Annotated in this window: 1 pseudogene; it reads right to left on the bottom strand. The window is 65.4% G+C overall.

The features are described from left to right. Window positions 1-393, bottom strand: a pseudogene (locus tag EOD15_RS36200) (hypothetical protein); the annotation flags it as partial.

Raw genomic sequence — 393 nt, 5'->3', positions numbered from 1 at the left:
GTGCCGAAAGCGTAGGCGGCGGAGTGATCCCAGGTCGGCCAGATTTCGACCCAGCCCCAGCCCTCGGCCAGCAGGTTTTCCTTGGTGGCTTCCAGCTTGTCGGCCACCAGCTTGTCCAGTAGTTCCGGGTCGGTCAGGATCGCGGCCTGTCCATCGGTGCTGAACAGATCGCGGCGCACTTCACCGCCAGCGGCTTCATAGGCGGCAACGCCACCGATGAACGCCACGCGGTGATCGCGGTCGGCCTCGACTTCGCGGGTCAGGATGGCGCGGCGCAGGTCGGCGGGCTTGGCGGGGCCGTTCCAAGTGTTGCCCCCGTGGGTTTCCCACACCTTCACCTGCACTTCGTGATCGTCGGTCGCGCACAGCGCAATCATCTGATCGGTGCTGATT

This window comes from Mesorhizobium sp. M7A.T.Ca.US.000.02.2.1, assembly GCF_003996995.1.
GTDB lineage: Bacteria > Pseudomonadota > Alphaproteobacteria > Rhizobiales > Rhizobiaceae > Mesorhizobium.
The sequence above is the reverse complement of the archived record's forward strand: the minus strand, read 5'-3'. Positions and strand labels throughout refer to the sequence as shown.